General features: G+C 69.7%; 13 protein-coding genes. 1 reads left to right on the forward strand and 12 read right to left on the reverse strand.

Translation table 11 applies throughout. From position 1 onward, the window contains the following. Nucleotides 1-27 precede the first annotated feature (27 nt). From HMPREF1008_RS07600 to lepA, 6 genes are all read right to left on the reverse strand, one after another. The gene (locus tag HMPREF1008_RS07600; RefSeq protein WP_009279279.1) at nucleotides 28-1,296 is read right to left on the reverse strand and encodes a MiaB/RimO family radical SAM methylthiotransferase; all 1,269 of its coding nucleotides are present in this window, start codon (nucleotides 1,294-1,296) and stop codon (nucleotides 28-30) included. Then, nucleotides 1,293-2,453, reverse strand: a complete 1,161-nt coding sequence (gene dnaJ / locus HMPREF1008_RS07605) for a molecular chaperone DnaJ (protein ID WP_009279280.1) — start codon at nucleotides 2,451-2,453, stop codon at nucleotides 1,293-1,295. Before dnaJ ends, HMPREF1008_RS07600 begins: the two co-directional genes overlap by 4 nt. 63 nt (nucleotides 2,454-2,516) lie before the next feature. Then, on the reverse strand, nucleotides 2,517-3,605 hold the full coding sequence (locus tag HMPREF1008_RS07610) for a DnaJ domain-containing protein (protein ID WP_009279281.1): 1,089 nt from the start codon (nucleotides 3,603-3,605) through the stop codon (nucleotides 2,517-2,519). A gap of 118 nt (nucleotides 3,606-3,723) precedes the next feature. After that, on the reverse strand, nucleotides 3,724-5,028 hold the full coding sequence (locus HMPREF1008_RS07615) for a coproporphyrinogen-III oxidase family protein (RefSeq protein WP_009279282.1): 1,305 nt from the start codon (nucleotides 5,026-5,028) through the stop codon (nucleotides 3,724-3,726). Then, complete coding sequence (locus HMPREF1008_RS07620; RefSeq protein ID WP_009279283.1) at nucleotides 5,021-6,118, reverse strand: tRNA-dihydrouridine synthase; 1,098 nt, start codon at nucleotides 6,116-6,118, stop codon at nucleotides 5,021-5,023. The genes HMPREF1008_RS07615 and HMPREF1008_RS07620 overlap by 8 nt, the downstream gene beginning before the upstream one ends. Next, nucleotides 6,115-7,926, reverse strand: a complete 1,812-nt coding sequence (lepA, locus tag HMPREF1008_RS07625) for a translation elongation factor 4 (protein ID WP_009279284.1) — start codon at nucleotides 7,924-7,926, stop codon at nucleotides 6,115-6,117. The genes HMPREF1008_RS07620 and lepA overlap by 4 nt, the downstream gene beginning before the upstream one ends. A gap of 138 nt (nucleotides 7,927-8,064) precedes the next feature. Between lepA and rpsT the strand changes: the two genes are divergently transcribed. Next, the gene (rpsT, locus tag HMPREF1008_RS07630) at nucleotides 8,065-8,328 is read left to right on the forward strand and encodes a 30S ribosomal protein S20 (protein ID WP_009279285.1); all 264 of its coding nucleotides are present in this window, start codon (nucleotides 8,065-8,067) and stop codon (nucleotides 8,326-8,328) included. Nucleotides 8,329-8,478: 150 nt separating this feature from the next. Here rpsT and HMPREF1008_RS07635 read toward each other — a convergent pair whose 3' ends face one another. From HMPREF1008_RS07635 to thiI, 6 genes are all read right to left on the reverse strand, one after another. Continuing rightward, the gene (locus HMPREF1008_RS07635) at nucleotides 8,479-9,186 is read right to left on the reverse strand and encodes a hypothetical protein (protein WP_009279286.1); all 708 of its coding nucleotides are present in this window, start codon (nucleotides 9,184-9,186) and stop codon (nucleotides 8,479-8,481) included. A 383-nt stretch (nucleotides 9,187-9,569) separates the two neighbouring features. Beyond that, nucleotides 9,570-10,325, reverse strand: a complete 756-nt coding sequence (locus tag HMPREF1008_RS07640; protein WP_009279287.1) for a NifB/NifX family molybdenum-iron cluster-binding protein — start codon at nucleotides 10,323-10,325, stop codon at nucleotides 9,570-9,572. Nucleotides 10,326-10,418: 93 nt separating this feature from the next. Continuing rightward, nucleotides 10,419-11,489 (reverse strand): DNA polymerase III subunit delta, encoded by a 1,071-nt coding sequence (gene holA, locus HMPREF1008_RS07645; protein ID WP_009279288.1) that lies wholly within the window; start codon nucleotides 11,487-11,489, stop codon nucleotides 10,419-10,421. A 27-nt stretch (nucleotides 11,490-11,516) separates the two neighbouring features. After that, a complete protein-coding gene (locus tag HMPREF1008_RS07650) occupies nucleotides 11,517-13,106 on the reverse strand; it encodes a ComEC/Rec2 family competence protein (protein WP_009279289.1) in 1,590 nt (529 codons plus the stop codon). Further along, on the reverse strand, nucleotides 13,093-13,788 hold the full coding sequence (locus tag HMPREF1008_RS07655) for a ComEA family DNA-binding protein (RefSeq protein ID WP_040656775.1): 696 nt from the start codon (nucleotides 13,786-13,788) through the stop codon (nucleotides 13,093-13,095). Before HMPREF1008_RS07655 ends, HMPREF1008_RS07650 begins: the two co-directional genes overlap by 14 nt. Before the next feature lie 129 nt (nucleotides 13,789-13,917). Continuing rightward, complete coding sequence (gene thiI, locus HMPREF1008_RS07660) at nucleotides 13,918-15,165, reverse strand: tRNA uracil 4-sulfurtransferase ThiI (protein ID WP_009279291.1); 1,248 nt, start codon at nucleotides 15,163-15,165, stop codon at nucleotides 13,918-13,920. Between the last annotated feature and the right edge of the window lie 2 nt (nucleotides 15,166-15,167).

The raw sequence follows: 15,167 nt of genomic DNA on the forward strand, positions 1-15,167 counted from the left end.
CCCAATCATAGCCGCAACGGCGGCGTCCTACAGCAACGTGCCCACGAGCGTCCCGTCGTCCATGACGGACGTGACGCGGGCCCTCACGAGCGCGTCGAGGGGGGCGGACGGGTCGACCAGGAGGTCGTGCAGGCGCCCGGTGACGGCACGGCCTGGGTACTGGACCACGGCGAGCTCCTCTGAGCCCACTCGCGCGGAGGCGCTCTGGCGGCGCATGCGCGCGGCGAGCTCCCTCATGCGCCGGCCGCGCTTGGCCATGACCCGGGGAGGGACCTGCCCCTCCGCCGTGGCCGCGGGCGTGCCGGGGCGGGCGGAGTAGCGGAAGACGTGCATCTTGGCGAAGGCCATCTCCTCGCAGAAGGCGAGGGACGCCTCGAACTCCTCGTCCGTCTCGCCCGGGAAGCCCACGATGAGGTCGGTCCCCAAGGCGAGCCCCTCGATGCGCTCGCGCGCGTGGAGGACGGTCCTGCGGTACTCTGCCGTGCTGTACACGCGACGCATGCGCCGGAGCGTGTCGTCGCAGCCGGACTGCAGGCAGACGTGGAGGAAGGGCGCGACCCTCTCGCCTCCCCGCGCCATGGCGTCCAGGAGCTCGTCGGTGACGTCGGGCGGCTCGATGGACGAGAGCCGGACGCGCTCCACCTCGGTCTCCCCGAGGATGAGGTCGATGAGGCCCGGAAGCGCGATCTCCCTGCCGTCCTCGGCCTCGCCTCGGAAGCGCCCCAGGTTGATGCCCGTGAGCACGACCTCGTGGCCCCCGCGCGCGACGGCGGAGCGGACCTGCCGCAGCACCTCGCCCACGCCCGTGGAGCGGGAGGCGCCGCGCGCCTTCCAGACTATGCAGTAGCTGCAGCGATTGTCGCAGCCGTCCTGGATCTTGATGCCGGGCCTCATCCTGCCCGTGGGCGTCGGCGTCACGGCGAGCTCGCCCGCGTCCGTCACGCTTCCGGGCTCGAGCCCGAGCCTGGACAGGGCGACCTCGGCGAGCCGCGACTTGTCACGCACCACCTCGATGTTGGGGGCGAGGCCCTCGAGCTCCTCTCCCCTGAGGTTGGCGACGCAGCCGCTCGCGAGCACGAGGGGCGCCTGGGGCAGCTGCGCCACATGGCGAAGCCGCTTTCGGGTCTTGGCCTCCGCCTCGCCCGTCACGGCGCAGGTGTTGACCACCACGAGCTCGGCCGCCGCGGGGTCGCAGAGCTCGAGTCCCGCCCCCTCGAGCTGGCTCGCCACGAGGTCATTCTCGACCCTGTTGACGCGACAGCCCAGGTTGACCAGGGCCACCTTGTGGCGCGTCACTTGCGCCCCTTGCGGCCGCGGCGGCCCCTCTTGGCGTCGTCGGCCCCTGCCTTGCCCGCGCCGTCCCCGGGGCGGGACGAGCGCTGGCCCACGAGCTCGCGGACCGCCTCCATCTGCGCCTCGTCCAGGTCGCGGGGGACCTCGACCTGGACCACGGCTATGAGGCTGCCGCGCGAACGCGAGTTGAGGCGGGGCATGCCCCTGCCCTCGACGCGGATCTGCTGGCCGTGCTGGCAGCCTGCGGGGACCTCGACGTCCACCTGCTCGCCAGCGAGGATTCCGGGGATGGCCTTCTTGCAGCCCACGATGGCCTCGAGGGCGTCGAGGGCGAGGCGGCAGTAGAGGTCGTCGCCCTGTCGCTCTAAGTCCTCGCTGGGCTCGACCTCGACGCGCACCACGAGGTCTCCCGCCGCGTCGCCGCGCAGCCCGGCCTCCCCCTTGCCCCTGATGCTCATCGACTGCCCGGAGTGGACGCCAGCGGGCACGCTGACCTCGACCGTCTCGCGCGAGGGGGTGCGTCCCTGGCCCTGGCAGGTCTCGCAGGGCTTGTCCACCACCTTGCCGGTGCCCCCGCAGTCCGGGCAGGTCGCCTGCGACTGCATCTGCCCGAAGATGGTGCGCTGGACCTCCATCACGCGGCCCGTGCCGTGGCAGCGCTCGCAGGTCCTCTCGTGGCCACCCTCGGCGACGCCGCTGCCGTGGCAGTCGTCGCAGGGGGCAAGGCGCTCGTAGGCGACCGTCTTCGTGCATCCCGCGGCGGCCTCCGCGAGGCTCACGCGCAGCGTCATGCCCATGTCGCGCCCGCGGGTGCGCGTGGCGCGCTGGCCGCCCTGGCGCCCTGCGGCCCCGCCAAAGAAGGAGTCGAAGATGTCGTTTATTCCGAAGCCGCCACCAAAGATGTCGGACATGTCCACGTAGTCGGAGCCGAAGCCGCCGGGTCCGTCGGGCGTGCCGTAGCGGTCGTAGTTTGAGCGCTTGCGCTCGTCGGAGAGGATGGAGTACGCCTCGTTGACCTCCTTGAAGCGCTCCTCGGCGTCCGCCTCCTTGTTGACGTCCGGGTGGAGCGTGCGCGCCTTCTTGAGAAAGGCCCTCTTGATCGTCTCGGCGTCGGCATCGCGCGCGATGCCGAGCACCTCGTAGTAGTCCTTCGAAGCCAATGTCACCAATCCCCAAAGCAGTTGCAGACGTACGAATCGCGGGCAGGGGTCCGCGAAGGGAGGCTATCCCCTGTAGCCGGCGCTTCCCAGCCCCGAGCCGCAGGAGAACATCATCACCAGGAAGAGCGCGAAGACCACGCCCGAGCTCGCGCCGTTGGCGAGCGACCTGAGGCCCGACCTCCACCAGCCTCGCGCATGGGCGAGGCCCTCGCCGAAGGCGAGGAAGGCGCCGACCCCCACGAGCGTCACGATCACGAGGGCGACGGAGCCCAGGGTGTTGGTGAGCGCCCCCAGCACCAGGAAGGGCACGGCGAGCCCCAGCGAGTGGAAGCCGGAGGCCTGCCTCTGGCTCAGCCGCTCGGACGCAACCCCCACGCGGCAGACGAAGTCTCCCGAGGCCTGGCCGTTCGTGCCCGCGTTGCCCATGCCGGGGACGCGGACCTCGTCGCCGTCATGCGAGCCGGCGGGAACCTCGACCACGACCTCGCTCGCGGAGAGCACCCTGCCTGAACCGCCGCAGTTGTGGCAGGGGTCGCTCACGACCCTGCCCGTCCCCTCGCACTCGGGGCACTCCATCTCCATGACGCCGAAGCCGAAGATGCCCGTGAGGTCGACGCTCATGTGGCCGCTACCGCCGCAGGTGGGGCAGGTCTCCGCGTGGTCGCTGCGCACCGATCCCTGCCCGTGGCAGACGTCGCAGGCGACGTAGCGCTGGTAGGTCACGCCCCTGCGCACGCCCTTGCGCGCCGACTCGTCGTCCAGGTCGAGGCGCACGGTGACGTCCGCGCCGACGCGTGGGTTGTAGGAGCGGGAGCGCTGGCCTCCGCGACCTCGCTGGGCCACGTCGGAGAAGGGGAAGCCCCAGCCGAAGGGGAAGCCCCCGTAGCCGTCGGGCGAGGCGCCGGGGGTGCCGCCGTAGTCGGCGGAGGCGAAGGGGTTCCCGGAGCGCATGGCGTCGTAGCGGCGCCTCTTGCCCTCGTCGGAGAGGACGGCGTACGCCTCGGAGACCTCCTTGAAGCGCTCCTCGGCGTCCGGCTCCTTGTTGACGTCCGGATGGAGCTTGCGCGCCTTCTGCTGGAACGCGCGCCTGATCTGCTCCGTCGTGCTGTCCTGTTCCACGCCCAGGATGGCGTAGTAGTCCTTCTCGTTCATCGAGGCCAAGTGCCTGCCCTACCTTCCCCCCGTGCGCCGCCATGGCGACCTGACGTGCGGAACTATACCCCATGGCCGCATGCCGGATACCTCCGCCACGCAGCTTCACGAAGGGCGGTCATGGCTTGGGCGCGCCGCGGCCCTGGCAGCGCGACGTGAGGATCTCTCCCCCGGCGAGGTCCCAGAGGGTCCCGTAGAGCTCGTTTCCCAGAAGCCAGCCACGATGGGTGGGGGCGAGCCTCCCGCCACCGTCCCGGGCGAGAAGCCCGCGCGCGACGCAGTCGTCGAGCGCCGCCTGGACGCGGCCCCCTCCGAGGACGAGCCTCGCGTGCGAGACGAGCGCGGGGTCGAGGCCCCGCGTCATGCGTGCCCCCAGCATGAGGTCCTCCGCCGCCGCCTGGCCCGCATCCAGCTCCTCCACCTCGAACGAGAGGCTGGAGAGCCGCGGGTCCTCCGCGATCGCCCTGCGGCCCGTGAGCACGCGGAGCCTCAGGCGCGCGCTGGCGGGGGCGGGCTCGGGCAGCTGGGGGCAGCAGGCGTCCCTGAGCCTCAGGTAGCCCTCGCGGGCGAGCATCCCCGAGGCGGAGCATCCCAGGCCCAGGTAGGGACGGCCGGTCCAGTATGCCTGGTTGTGCGCGCAGGCGCGCCCTGGCCGGGCATAGCTCGCCACCTCGTAGCGGGAGAGGCCCGCCTCCCCCAGGATCCGCTCCGCCTCCTCCATGAGCTCCGCGGCGAGCCCGTCTTCCGGCTCGTCCATGAGCCCCTCGTCCACGGCCCTGCCGAAGGCCGTCCCGTCCTCGATGGCGAGGGGGTAGACGCTCACGTGCCCGACCCCCTCGCCCAGCACGCCCCGGAGGCTCCTGGCCCAGCTCTCGGACGTCTGACGGGGGATGGCGCACATGAGGTCGCAGGAGACGTCGAGCCCGCTCGAGACGGCGTCCCCCAGCGCCCGAAGGGCCGTCCTTGCGTCGTGCGCGCGTCCCAGGAGGCGAAGCTCCCCGTCGTCGAGGCTCTGGACCCCCAGGGAGACGCGCGTCGCCCCCGCCTCGGCGAGCGCGCCGGCCATCCCCTCGGCAAGGGACTCCGGGTTGGCCTCCACGCTCAGCTCCGCCGCCGCCGTCGTCGAGGCGACGGCGCGCACGAGGTCCGACAGCCCGTCCGTGCCGAGGAGGCTGGGCGTGCCCCCTCCCAGGTAGGCCGTCCTGCAGGAGGAGAGGAGCCCCGCCCCCTTGAGCTCGCGGACCTGGGAGCCGAGGGCGCGGGCGTAGGCGCCCATGAGGGGGTCGCCCTCCCGGGTGACCCAGGAGGCGAAGTCGCAGTAGGCGCACTTGCTCTCGCAGAAGGGCAGGTGGAGGTAGAGGGCCTCTGCCGCCGTGGCGTGGAGGCGGCCCTCCCAGGCGTTGGGCGAGGGACCGTCACCCACGGCGGACGTCCTCCCGGCCCGCGGCGTCCCCACCCGCGAATGCCCTCACCCTGGCGAGGAGCCCGAGGTAGTCGTCCAGGCTCACGCAGCGCATGGCGCCGTCCCGCCAGGCGGCGGCGTGAGGGAGCCCCTTCAGGTACCAACCGGCAAGGCTGCGGGCGCGGGCGAGGTGGCCGCCGGTGGCGTCGAGGAGCCTCACGTGGCATTCGAAGGCCGCGAGGCGCTGGGAGAGGGTGGGCGCCGCAGGCCTCTCGCCCGACGCGAGGGCCAGCGCGGACGAGAAGACCCAGGGGTTGCCGTAGCTCCCGCGGGCCACCATCACGCCCGCGGCGCCCGTCTCCTCGAGCATCCGCAGCGCCGCCCCAGCGTCCTCCACGTCACCCGAGCCTATGACGGGCACGTCGACTGCCCCGGCGACCCGGCGCACGACGCCCCAGTCGGCGCGACCGCGGTAGAGCTGGCTCGCGCTCCTTCCGTGGACCGCGATGGCGGCTGCCCCGGCGGCCTCGAGCGCGCGAGCGAACTCGGGCGCCTGCTCCTCCCCGTCGCGTCGGCCGCAGCGAATCTTGCAGGTGACGGGCACCTGACCCTGCTCGAGGCAGGCTCCGACGATCCTGGCCGCGAGGGAGGGGTCGTCCATGAGGGCGGACCCCTCCCCCTTGCGGGTCACCTTGGGCACGGGACAGGCCATGTTGACGTCTACGAGGGCGAGGCGCGGCCCCAGGCGCTCGGCCACCTCGAGGGCGGCCTCGCGGAACTGCTCGGGCTTCGACCCGAAAAGCTGCACGGCGACATCGGGCTCCCCCTCGGCGGGCAGGACGAGGTCCCAGGTCTTCTGGCCGCCGAAGTGTATGCCGGCGACCGAGACCATCTCGGTGTAGGCGAGGGAGGCCCCGCCCGCCCTCGCCATGAGGCGGTAGGCGCCGTCGGTGACGCCGGCCATGGGCGCCATGAGGAAGGGGTTCTGCGCCAGACGCGCCCGCACGTCCGCCCGCGGCACGGGACGGGCGTCAGGAAGCCTGAGCCCGGCTGGCGTGGCGAGGCCCTCGAGGATCCGAAGCGTCCCCTGGCCCCTGGCCGCGGACGTCACTCGTCGTCCACCTTGAGCACGGCGAGGAACGCCTCCTGCGGCACCTCGACCGAGCCGATGGACTTCATGCGCTTCTTGCCCTCCTTCTGCTTCTCGAGGAGCTTGCGCTTGCGCGAGATATCGCCGCCGTAGCACTTTGCCAGGACGTCCTTGCGCACGGCACGTACGGTGGAGCGGCTGATGATCTTGTTACCGATGGCACCCTGGATGGGCACCTCGAACTGCTGCCGCGGGATTATCTCCTTCAGGCGGTCGCAGAGGCCACGCGCCAGGGCGTAGGCCTTGTCGCGGTGCACGATGAACGAGAGCGCGTCCACCTCGTCGCCCGCGAGCAGGATGTCGAGCTTCACGAGCGGTGACTCGCGATAGTCCGCGAACTCGTAGTCAAGTGACGCATAGCCCTTGGTGCGGCTCTTGAGCTGGTCGAAGAAGTCCAGGATGAGCTCGGCGAGGGGGATGTCGAAGTGCATCTCGACGGACTTCTCGCTGAGGTAGACCATGTCCCTCGTGACCCCGCGGTGGTCTATGGCGAGCTGCATGACCGCGCCCATGTACTCGGGGGGCACGATGACCTTGGCGTTGAGGTAGGGCTCCTCGATGCGGTCTATGCGCGTGACGTCCGGCAGGTCCTGGGGGCTCGTGAGCTCGACCATCTCGCCGTCGGTCGTGAACACGTGGTAGTTGACGGAGGGTGAGGTAGCTATGAGGTCGAGCCCGAACTCGCGCTCCAGGCGCTCCTTCACAACCTCCATGTGCAGGAGTCCCAGGAAGCCCACCCGGAAGCCGAAGCCCAGGGCCACGCTGGTCTCGGGGGACCAGACGAGCGAGGGGTCGTTCACCTGGAGCTTCTCGAGGGCGTCGCGGAGGTTCTCGTACTGCTTGTTGTCTATGGGGAAGAGCCCCGTGTAGACCATGGGCTTCGCCTCGTGGTAGCCCGGGCAGGGCTCGGCGCAGGGCCTGGCCTCCTCGGTGATGGTGTCGCCGGTCTTGACCAGCCCGGGCTCCTTGAGGCCCGTCACCACGTAGCCCACCTCGCCCACCCCAAGCCGGTCGAGCGGGGTCTCGAGCGGGCGCTTGACGCCGACGCCGTCGCAGGTGAAGGAGTCGCCAAGGGCCATCATCTTGAGCTGCTGGCCCTTGCGCACCGACCCGTCGAAGACGCGCACGGTGGCGATGACGCCGCGATACTCGTCGAAGTAGGAGTCCAGGATGAGCGCCTTGAGCGGGCCGTCCGGGTCGCCCTTGGGGGGAGAGACGAGGTACACGATGGCCTCGAGCAGCTCATGGATGCCCTCTCCGGTCTTGCCCGAGACGAGCACGCTGTCCTCCGCGGGAATGGCGAGCTCGTCCTCGATCTCGGCCTTGACCTCCTCGGGATGGGCCGAAGGGAGGTCGATCTTGTTGATCGCGGGGACGATGTCCAGGTTGGCGTTCATGGCGAGGCTTGCGTTCGAGACGGTCTGCGCCTCGACCCCCTGCGTGGCGTCCACCACGAGGACAGCCCCCTCGCAGGCGGCGAGCGAGCGCGAGACCTCATAGGTGAAGTCCACGTGACCAGGCGTGTCGATGAGGTTGAACTGGTAGGTCCCCCCGTCGTCCGCCTCGTACATGACGCGGACGGCATTGGACTTGATGGTGATCCCGCGCTCCCGCTCGATGTCCATGGAGTCGAGCATCTGGGAGGCGAGGTCCCTCTGCTCGACCGTGTGGGTGAACTCGAGGATGCGGTCCGAGATGGTCGACTTGCCGTGGTCGATGTGAGCGACGATCGAGAAGTTGCGGATATGTGAGGTATCGTTGGTAGTCATGCGGATGATATTATCCCAAAGGCTGGTGGAGTGCTATACTGCGCTGGTTGACCTCGCCGTGTCAGGTGTCGGATCCCCCACGTCCTTCACCTCATTAAGTTCAGAGGCCTCAGGGATAAGTACCGAAAGGAACCGCACGTGGCTAACATCAAGTCTCAGAAGAAGCGCATCATCACCGCCGAGAAGGCCCGCGTCCGCAACAAGGCGGTCCGCTCCGAGCTGAAGACCGCCGTCAAGAAGGTTCGCGCTGCCGTCGAGGAGGGTGACGCCACCGTCGCCCAGGACGCCGCCAACAAGGCCGGTCGTCTCCTCGACAAGGCTGCCTCCAAGGGCATCATCCACAAGAACCAGGCCGCCGACCGCAAGAGCGGCGTCCAGAAGCTGGTCAACACCCTGAAGTAGGCCGCTTCCCCTCAAATCGTCGTAACGTCGACGGGCCCGGAGCTGAGTTCTGGGCCCGTCTAATTTATGTCGGCGGACCAAACCTGCCGAGCTGCCCCCTGAAGACATGTCGGGCTCCATCCCGAAAGCGCGACCGGGTCGCGTGGGGGCCTAGGGACGCCCATGGACGACGGTCGCCCGCATGAGCTTTTCCCAGGCGGCCAGGTTCGCCTCGTAGTTCTCCTCGTCGAGCGCCACGCGCCTGGAGAAGCGGGAGAACTCCCTGGCAACCTGGCCAAACGGGAGGTGAAAGCGCCTCTCCATCCTTGGGGCGAGGTATCTTAGCTCCCCGCTCACCCTCCGCGCCCTGGAGTCGAAGTCGTCCCGCCCCGCAAGCCACATCAGCAGCGGCTTGTAGCGGATCCACCCGAGGCAGGCCTTGTAGAACCTCTCCACGACCCTCGGATCCGTGGCCTCGACGCGCCCCAGGCGCAGGGGGAGGTTCCCCTGCAGGAGGCCCGAATACCGCATGAAGCCGTCGTGGAAGGTGTAGACCGGCACGCGCGCGACCTTCTGGTCACCCAACGCTGCCGCAAAGAAGGCATCCTCTCCCCTCGCCCCGCTCGGATTGAAGAACGGGACCGTGCGTGTGCGATCCGTCAGCCCGATGCCGAGGTTCGACCCAGAGATCGGGAGCCCGTCCGTCCTCCCGCGCTCGAGGGCCGTCACCCTTGGCTCCGCGAGCGCCCCGTCATCCGCGTAGGTCACCCCACCGTTCCTCATCACGGCCGACATGCCGTCCCAGTTGAGGATGTCGTTGCTGACGGCGTCGGCGAAGACCCTGAAGTCGTCCTCCGTGAAGTCGTCCGCAAAGCCCATGTGGGGTATGGGCGAGATATGGGCAAGACGTAGCCGCAGTGGTACCCGTTGGTCACGTCAAACGTGCCGAGCGCCTTGACGTGCTCTCGGAAGACGTCTTGGCCGCACCAGTACGCGAGCCCATCCCGGCTCGTCACGGCAAGGGGGTACTCGTCGTCATCCAGGAAGAGGAGCGCATCCATGCCCCTGCCCCTGATCAGGCCCCTCCAGTGGCAGGCATAGGTCTTCAGAACGTTACGAAAGCTCTTCCGACCAGTCACGAAACCGATGGCGATGTCTCTCATCGGGTTAGTCCAACCTCCAGTCCTCGACGTGGCAACCAACAAGCGCGCGGCCACGCGGGATGTGCGCGTTGACTCCGGGGCGCGGCCGCCTCGCGAACCTCAATGGCAGCAGCCGCCCTCGCGGTCGTGCCCTCCGCAATCGCCCTCGTGGCTGCCGCAACCATGGCCGTGCTCGTGGTCGTGGTGGTCGCAGGTGGCAGACTCGAGCTTCACGAGCCGTCCGGAAAGGTACGCGTCCACCGCCGCGTCCGCATCGCCCTCCTGCCCGGGGTACACCTCTATGCCCGCGCGGGCCAGGGCAGCCTGGGCCCCACCGCCGATGCCGCCACAGACGAGGAGGTCGACCCCTCCCTCGGAGAGCAGCCCCGCCAGAGCGCCGTGGCCCACGCCGTTGGACCCCAGCACCCGGGACGAGGTGACCTTGCCTCCCTCGACCTCGTACACCTTGAACTGCTCCGTCCTCCCGAAGTGCTGGAAGACCTTCCCGTCCTCATAGGTGACCGCAATCCTCATGGTTCTCTCTCCCTTCTCAAGCGCCCAGGACCCGTCCCGGGCGTCCATGCCGGGGCGGAGGCGGACGTTTCCGCCTCCCACCACCAGCTCCCCGCCATTCACGAGGAAGTCCGCGACCTTCTTCCGCGCCCGGTCATAGATGCTGGCGACGGTGGAACGGGCCACGCCCATGCGCGACGCCGCCCCCTGCTGGTCCAGCCCCAAGAGGTCGATGAGCCGAATGGCCTCGAGCTCGTCGAGGGCCAGCTCGAGCACGCGCTCGTGCGCCACCCCGTCCGGTGCGAAGCGGAGGTATTCGGGCACCAGGCCCACCTCCCTGACCTTGGGTCGCCTTCCCAGCATGGGACCTCCTACTTAATGGCAAATGTCAGCAAGTAGTATAGGGCTTCTTGGGATGATATGTTGGAATATGTCAAAAGATTTAGAGAGGGCAGATCAGCACGGGAGGCTCCCGTGACGCGAGGGAGCCGCACCACAGACGTCCAGGATGAGGGAGCTGACGCAGCTGCGTGGGTCAGCGCCGCCCTTCAGGGCGGCATCCGCGCCCCCACAGAGCACAAGCGCGCGCTCCAGCTCCCCATCGCCAAACGAGCCGGCCCACCTCTGGTGGTTCTTGAGCTGCCAATCCTGCTTCACGCGGGGCTTCGCTGGCCTCTTCGACCCCTTGCGCCTCACCGCGGGAGTCGCCGCGATCGAGTCATAGGCGAGGAGTTCGCCACCCAGGCCCGCGATGGTGCCACGACGCATGAGCGATCGGGCGCAGACGAGCTCCCGCAGGCGCGCAGCGAGGAGCGAGACGAGCCTGACCTCGGAGTTCGCGGGCATGAGCGCGTACACCGAGAGGGCCCTTCCGGCGTCCCTGTCGCAGACGGCGTCAAGGAAGTCCCAGGGCTTCACCTCCGCCGTCCGGGCGACGTGCTCCACCACGTCCGCGCGCGTGATGGAGCCGCTTGCCCGGCAGAGCTCGCTCAGGGTCTTGAGCTGACCGTCTATCAGGGCGATCGACTCGCCAACGCGGTCGACGAGCTCGCGGGCGGCGGACTCGTCGATCGACATCCCCCGGCGCTGGGCGAGCCGGCGGACCTCCGCCGGGAGCTGCCAGGCCTTCTTTCCGCCGCAGTCGATCACGGCGTCCCTGCCCACCGCCGCCACGGCCTTGTAGAGGCGGGTGGTCCTTGCGAGGGCCTCGGCCACCAGGCAGAGGACGCAGCCGGGATTGGGGTTCTGGAGGTACCCGACGATCGCCTCCGAGCAGGGCTTGGCAAGCTTGTCCGCCCCGTGGATGATGACGAGGCGCTGGCCAGGGCCGACGGGCAGCGTGTTGAGGGAGGCGAGGAGCTCACCCGGCTCGCTCACGGCAGCCGACTCCCGCTCGTCGAGGTTGAAGGCCGCGAGTCCGTCGTCGAGGCGCGCGCGGAGCCTTTCGACGACGCGCCCGGCCTTGACGGAGTTGCTGCCCACCGCCAGATATGCGGGGAGAAGAGCCCCCGATGCCTTTCCTGCCAAGACGACCCCCTTCTGCATGTCAGACCACTATGACACATGGCGACCATGGTGGTCGCCCTCTTCCATGCGGACGCATGACCGGACGAGGGCCAATGCGACCAGGCCCGACCAAAGGAGGGGCTCGACCCCTCCCCAATCCGGAAGTCCCACGGCGGCGAGGGGAAGGGCGGAGAGTGCGCCCACCAGAGCGGAAAGCAGGTCGAAGCAGCATCGGGACACGTCCAGGGGGAGTCGGGCCCAGGGCAGCAGACCCTCGAGCAGGAGCCCGGGGAGGCCTGTGGCGAGCCCGAGGGTGAAGGGGACGACCGCCAGGAGGTTTGAGAGGGGGGCGACCAGCGAGAGCGTCCCGAACGCAGAGCTGCACAGGGGCAGGGTCGAGACCTGGGCGACGAGGCTGGCCGACGCGAGGTCGAGGGTGACGGACGAGAGCTTGGAAAGCGGCCGGGGCAGGCGACGGCGCCCCATGCCCCATGGGGGCGCAAGACGTCCCAGGGCCCGGCGCAGGGCCTGGGACGTCGACCAGGAAAGGAGGCAGAGCCCCGCAACTGAGACGAGCGAGAGTAGGAAGCCCAGGCTCCCGGAGAGCGAGGGGTCGAGGAGCGCCATCACCAACCCGACGAGGCAGAGGGACGACAGCGCATGTCCGCGCCTTCCCAGGAGCTCCGAGCCAGAGGCCGAGGCGGACATGAGAAGTGCCCTCACGGCGGACGGTGGCGCGCCACAGAGCAGCACGAGCGCCATCCCCAGGGAGAGGGAGGCCGCGAGACGGGGCGCAAGCGGCATGTCGAGGCGGAGGAGGAGCGTGCAGGCGATGGAGGTGGCGATGGCCAGATGGCTGCCGGAGACCGCCAGGAGGTGCGACAGCCCGCAGCGGGAGAGCCTCTCGCCCATGCCCCTCTCGCGCGCCAGCGCGGGACTGCCGAGGGCGACACCCGCGATCCATGCCGCCGAGTCGGTAGGTTGGGCGAAAAGCCCCTCCAACCTGTCCGAGCGCCAGGCCCTGAGCCGACCCAAGGGGCCCGGCTGCCAGGACCTGGAGGAGATGGACACGATCCGCAGGCTCCCAACGGCCCCCTGCATCCTGGAGCTCGCGCCAAAGCCATCCTGGTCGAGGGGCGACCAGCGCGTGCTGCAGCGAAGCAGCTCCCCCATCCAAACCCTCTGGGACGAGCGCAGCCAGACGCGGCAGCTCCTGCCCGAGGGCAGCTTCACGCTCGCACGACAAGAGTGGCTCCCCCGCCTGCACACGGAGTCCGACTCCACGAGCAGGGTGCAGCTCGACCCCGCGACGCGACCGAGCTCCGCCTCGCAGAGCCCCATCCCCCGGACAAGGAGGCCCGAGAGCGCCCAGGCGAGGGACGTGGACAGGGCCAGGGTGAGGATGACGCCCGCGACGGGCAGGCGCAGTCCGTCCCCAACAGTGGCCGACGAGGCGGCCAAGACGACCATCGCGCATGACGCGACGACGAGCGCAGTGACGTGGGAGGGAGGCGGGGGCGGCAGGCGGCCACCCAGCACGGCGCGCTCGACGAGGACGCACGCAACCAGCAGGTGGGCGCTCGTGGGAATCTGCGGGCGCGGCATCCCCTCCCCCGCCCGCGCCCTAGATGCAGGCATGGTCCCTGATCCTCTCGAGCTTCTTCTGCCCTATGCCCGACACGCGCGCGAGGTCGTCCACGCTCGCGAAGTCGCCATGAGCCTCTCGGTCCTCGATGATGGCCCTGGCTGTCGCGGAGCCCACGCCCGGAAGCGACTGAAGCGCGGCCACGTCCGCCGTGTTGAGGTTCACGAGCTGGCCCTCGGTGCGACCACCGGTCGGAATGACGGACGCGGTCCCGACCGACCCAGCGGCCTCGCCCTCGTGGGGAACGTGTATCTTATCGCCATCCCTCACCTCGGCCGCGAGGTTGAGGCTCGTGCAGTCGGCGTCGTCGAGAAGCCCCCCGGCTGCCTCCACGGCATCGTTGGCGCGCGGGCTGCGCTTCCTCAGCTCGACGAGCCCCGGACGCGCGACGGCCCCGTCAACGTGCACCAGCACCGCAGCCGGTTCGGGCGCCTCCTGGACTGCGGCGCCTCCCTCGGCGGCCTCCTCCGGGTCTGCCCCAGGCACGCCCTCGGCCGCGACGTCGACCGTGGCGGCCTCTCCCTGGGACGCCCGCCCTCCCATACCCCAGGCGCCGACGCCTGCCGCGAGGAGACAGGCGAGCGCGCACGCCGCGATCGTCCCTCGCGACGGCGCGAGCCCCAACCTCGCGATCGACCCGCCCTTCCTTCCGCCGCCAAATCCCCTTTGTGCCAAAGAGACCACCCCCACCCCCATCTTGGGGGCGGGGGCGGGGCGAAGCGGCGGGAAATAAAACTGGGCTTGCAGCTGGCTGGCGGCATACTTGCAGGCAGCTGCAAGCATCTAGGGCGTCAGCTGGGATTTCTATGCGTTCCGGTCAGGCTCGATCGGGGCCAGGCTCGAGTGCCTCGCCCTGAGGCCCCTGGGGGGCCTGTAGGACGGGCACTGGTCGAAGTCGACGTACTCGGCCTCCTCGACCAGCTCGTCGATCATGGCGTCGTGGTCGAAGGAGTCCCAGGCGGCATGCACCTCGTCCATGCGGGCGTGGGTCTCGGGACGACGCGGCATGAAGAGGGTGCAGCAGTCGTCGGCGGACTGGCTGCTTATGTCGTAGGTCCCGATCTCCTCGGCGCGTCGCATTATCTCCTGCTTGTCGGAACCGATGAGGGGGCGCAGGACGGGCAGGCCCACCATCTCGTTGACCGCGGCGATGTTGTCGAGCGTCTGCGAGGCGACCTGGCCCAGGGACTCGCCCGTCACGAGCGCCTTGGCGCCCTCGAGCCGCGCGATGCGCTCGGACACGGCGAACATGACGCGCCGGTAGGTGATGATGCGCAGGCCCTGGGGCACCGCGAGCGAGATCTCCCTCTGGCGCTCCCCGAAGGGCACGACGTACATCCTCCCCACCATGCCGGAGGGCTCGAGCGCCTGGACGATGTCCTGGCAGAGCCATTCGCTGGTGTCCGCGGTCATGGGACGGCCCGAGAAGTGCACGGGGACGCAGACGGCGCCCCGGCGGCCCACCATCCAGGTCGCGACGGGAGAGTCGAAGCCGCTCGAGAGCAGGGTGACCACCTTGCCCGCCGTGCCGACGGGAAGCCCCCCCACGCCCGGCATGGAGGCCGCATAGACATAGACGCAGCCCTGCACCACGTAGACGTAGACGGTCACGTCGGGATGGTGCACGTCCACCCTCTTGTCGGGGAACTCGCCGCAGAGGACGGAGCCGACGAGACGGTTGAGCTCGAGCGTGTGGAGCTCATAGGTGGTCAAAGAGCGGCGCGCGTGCACCTTGAAGCTCTGGAAGTCCCCCGCCTCATGCAGCGCCCTCACCGCCGCCGCGCTGAACTCGTCGCTGTCGAGCGCGCAGACGTAGGCGAGCGAGACGCGCGCCACGCCAGGAACGCGGGAGACGGCCCTCGCCACCTCCTCGTCGGCGTCGCGACCCTCGAGCGAGACCAGGATGTGGCCGGAGATGCGCCTGACGGAACCGACGGGCCAGTCCCTGAGGGCGCGGCGCAGGTTCCTCACGAGCTGGTTCTCGAAGGTCGAGCGGTTCTTCCCCTTGAGGCCGATCTCGTGGTAATGGACGAAGCAGACTCTTCTCGGCATGC

Origin of the sequence: Olsenella sp. oral taxon 809 str. F0356, assembly GCF_000233535.1 — a bacterium.
Lineage (GTDB): Bacteria > Actinomycetota > Coriobacteriia > Coriobacteriales > Atopobiaceae > Olsenella_I > Olsenella_I phocaeensis.

Excerpts from the sequence above, each read along its gene's own strand:
- HMPREF1008_RS07610 (WP_009279281.1), bottom strand. The coding sequence starts at position 3,605 with ATGAACGAGAAGGACTACTACGCCATCCTGGGCGTGGAACAGGACAGC.
- lepA (WP_009279284.1), bottom strand. The coding sequence starts at position 7,926 with ATGACTACCAACGATACCTCACATATCCGCAACTTCTCGATCGTCGCT.
- HMPREF1008_RS07635 (WP_009279286.1), bottom strand. The coding sequence starts at position 9,186 with ATGGGCTTTGCGGACGACTTCACGGAGGACGACTTCAGGGTCTTCGCC.
- HMPREF1008_RS07640 (WP_009279287.1), bottom strand. The coding sequence starts at position 10,325 with ATGCTGGGAAGGCGACCCAAGGTCAGGGAGGTGGGCCTGGTGCCCGAA.
- HMPREF1008_RS07650 (WP_009279289.1), bottom strand. The coding sequence starts at position 13,106 with ATGCCTGCATCTAGGGCGCGGGCGGGGGAGGGGATGCCGCGCCCGCAG.
- thiI (WP_009279291.1), bottom strand. The coding sequence starts at position 15,165 with ATGCCGAGAAGAGTCTGCTTCGTCCATTACCACGAGATCGGCCTCAAG.